The organism is Polaribacter sp. (assembly GCF_965656025.1).
Lineage (GTDB): Bacteria > Bacteroidota > Bacteroidia > Flavobacteriales > Flavobacteriaceae > Polaribacter.
On sequence record NZ_CBFHJT010000003.1, the window covers coordinates 63,644 to 65,774 of the forward strand.

Consider the following 2,131-nt stretch of genomic DNA (forward strand, 5'->3'; position numbering starts at 1 on the left):
TTGATTTCTAACTTCTTGAAAAGTAGCTTTTATGGCTTTCTGAAAAACTTTGGTTGCATAAATTAAAATTGGTAATACTGCTATGGCTATGAAAGCCAATTTCCAGTTAATAACAAACATTACAATAATTACTGCAAACATTTGCAAAACATCACTTACAATAGTAAAAACACCACTACTAAAAAATAATGCAATGGTTTCTATATCAGACACCACTCTTGTAACCAGTTTACCAACCGAATTTTTATCAAAATAAGACATTTTAAATTGTAAAATATGTCTAAATATTTTTGCTCTAATATCTCTAATAATATGCTGACCAACCCAATTGGCAAAGTAAATAAAAGTAAATCTTAAAACTACCTCTAGCATTAAAACCCCAAACATTAAAAGAATGTTTTTAACTAAACCTTCTATGTCTTTATTGGTGATGTATAAATCTACAGTTTCTTTTAAAATGATGGGCGTTAATAACGCTACACCCGCTAATAAAATGGTAGATAGAGATGCTATAAAAAAATTAAGTTTGTATCTTTTTGCAAAACTCATGAGTCTTAAAAAGATTTCCATATCAAAAGCATTTCCTGTTTTATTTGCCAAACCTTAATATTTTATTTTTGTTAAAAATAAGCCTTTTGCAGGTACAGATAAGCCTGCATTACTCCTGTTTTTACTTTCTATTATTTCTTTAAAATCTTCTACAGATATTTTATGCAAACCAACATCTACTAAAGTACCAACTATGGCTCTTACCATATTTCTTAAAAACCTGTTTGCAGAAATATAAAATGTAAGTAACTCCTCTTTTTGAACCCAATAAGCCTCTGTTATATTACAATTAAAGGTATATACTTCTGTTTTTACTTTAGAAAACGTTTGAAAATTCTCATATTTTAAAAGTAGCTTTGCAGCTTCATTCATTAATGCAACATCTAACTTTTGTGAGTGTATTTGCCAAGAAAAATCTAATAAAAACGGATTTCTACCCAACCAAATTCTATACTCGTAACTTCTACTTTCTGCATTAAAACGTGCATGTTTTTCATCATCTACTAAAAAAACATCATACACAACAATATCATTTGGTAAAATAGAATTTAATTTATGTGGTACATCTCCTTCTAATTTTTTATCTACATCAAAATGCGCAAACATTTGCGATGCATGCACACCTGTATCTGTTCTTCCTGCACCAACAACCTCTATTTTTTGTTGTAAAATAGTACTTACTGCATTGTTTAATTTTTCTTGTACAGAAACTGCATCTGGTTGTATTTGCCAACCATGATAACGTTTTCCATTGTAAGAAAGTTCTATAAAATACCTCAAGTAAATTGTTTTTTTGAAGTTACCAAAATTACGGAATTTATTTTGTTATTTGTATTTTTGATTTCTTAACAGACGTTAAACTTTTCTCATCTTTTTTAAATGAAAAAAATATTACTTTTATCTGATACACATAGTTTTATAGATGCTCAAATTTTAAAGTTTGTAAAACAAGCAGATGAAGTGTGGCATGCAGGAGATATTGGCAACTTGTCTGTTACAGATGCAATTAAAAAACTAAAACCTTTAAGAGGGGTTTATGGCAATATAGATGATAAAGATGCGAGAGCAGAATTTCCTTTAGATAATAAATTTGAAGTAGAAAATGTTGCTGTTTGGATGACTCATATTGGTGGTTACCCTAATAAATACAATCAAAGAATTAGAGACGAAATTCAACAAAAACCACCTAAAATATTTATTGCGGGTCATTCTCATATTTTAAAAGTTCAATTTGATAAAAAACTAAATCTTTTACATTTAAATCCTGGTGCTGCTGGTAATCACGGGTTTCATAAAATTAGAACTATGCTGCGTTTTTGTTTAGAAAATGGCGACATAAAAAATTTAGAAATTATAGAATTGGCTAAACGTGGTTAACAGTAGTTCTTTCTAAAACAGGTATTTTTACAAATATTTTAGTGCCTTGACCAATTTTAGAATCTATAGAAAACCCTCCTTTAAGTATGTGAATTCTTGCCTCTATTTGGTTGAGTCCTAAACCATCTTTATTGGTAATTTTAGAAGTATCAAAACCAATACCGTCATCAGAAATTTGTAAAAAAATAGTACCTTCTTTTTCTTG

General features: G+C 28.9%; 3 protein-coding genes and 1 pseudogene. 1 reads left to right on the forward strand and 3 read right to left on the reverse strand.

From position 1 onward, the window contains the following. Together ACTG3S_RS01130 and truA are read right to left on the reverse strand one after the other, a co-directional pair. A partial coding sequence (locus tag ACTG3S_RS01130; protein ID WP_439127538.1) for an ABC transporter transmembrane domain-containing protein occupies window positions 1-600 on the reverse strand: 600 nt, incomplete at its 3' end. A 3-nt stretch (window positions 601-603) separates the two neighbouring features. After that, window positions 604-1,329, reverse strand: a complete 726-nt coding sequence (truA, locus tag ACTG3S_RS01135; RefSeq protein ID WP_439127539.1) for a tRNA pseudouridine(38-40) synthase TruA — start codon at window positions 1,327-1,329, stop codon at window positions 604-606. A 99-nt stretch (window positions 1,330-1,428) separates the two neighbouring features. On the opposite strand from truA, the gene ACTG3S_RS01140 reads away from it, so the two are divergent. After that, entirely contained in the window at window positions 1,429-1,926 is a 498-nt protein-coding gene (locus ACTG3S_RS01140; protein WP_439127540.1) for a metallophosphoesterase family protein, read from the forward strand. On the opposite strand, the pseudogene ACTG3S_RS01145 reads toward ACTG3S_RS01140, so the two are convergent. Beyond that, window positions 1,913-2,131: pseudogene (locus tag ACTG3S_RS01145) on the reverse strand (histidine kinase); the annotation flags it as partial. The gene ACTG3S_RS01140 and the pseudogene ACTG3S_RS01145 sit on opposite strands and share 14 nt — an antisense overlap.

Excerpts from the sequence above, each read along its gene's own strand:
- ACTG3S_RS01140 (WP_439127540.1), top strand. The coding sequence starts at position 1,429 with ATGAAAAAAATATTACTTTTATCTGATACACATAGTTTTATAGATGCT.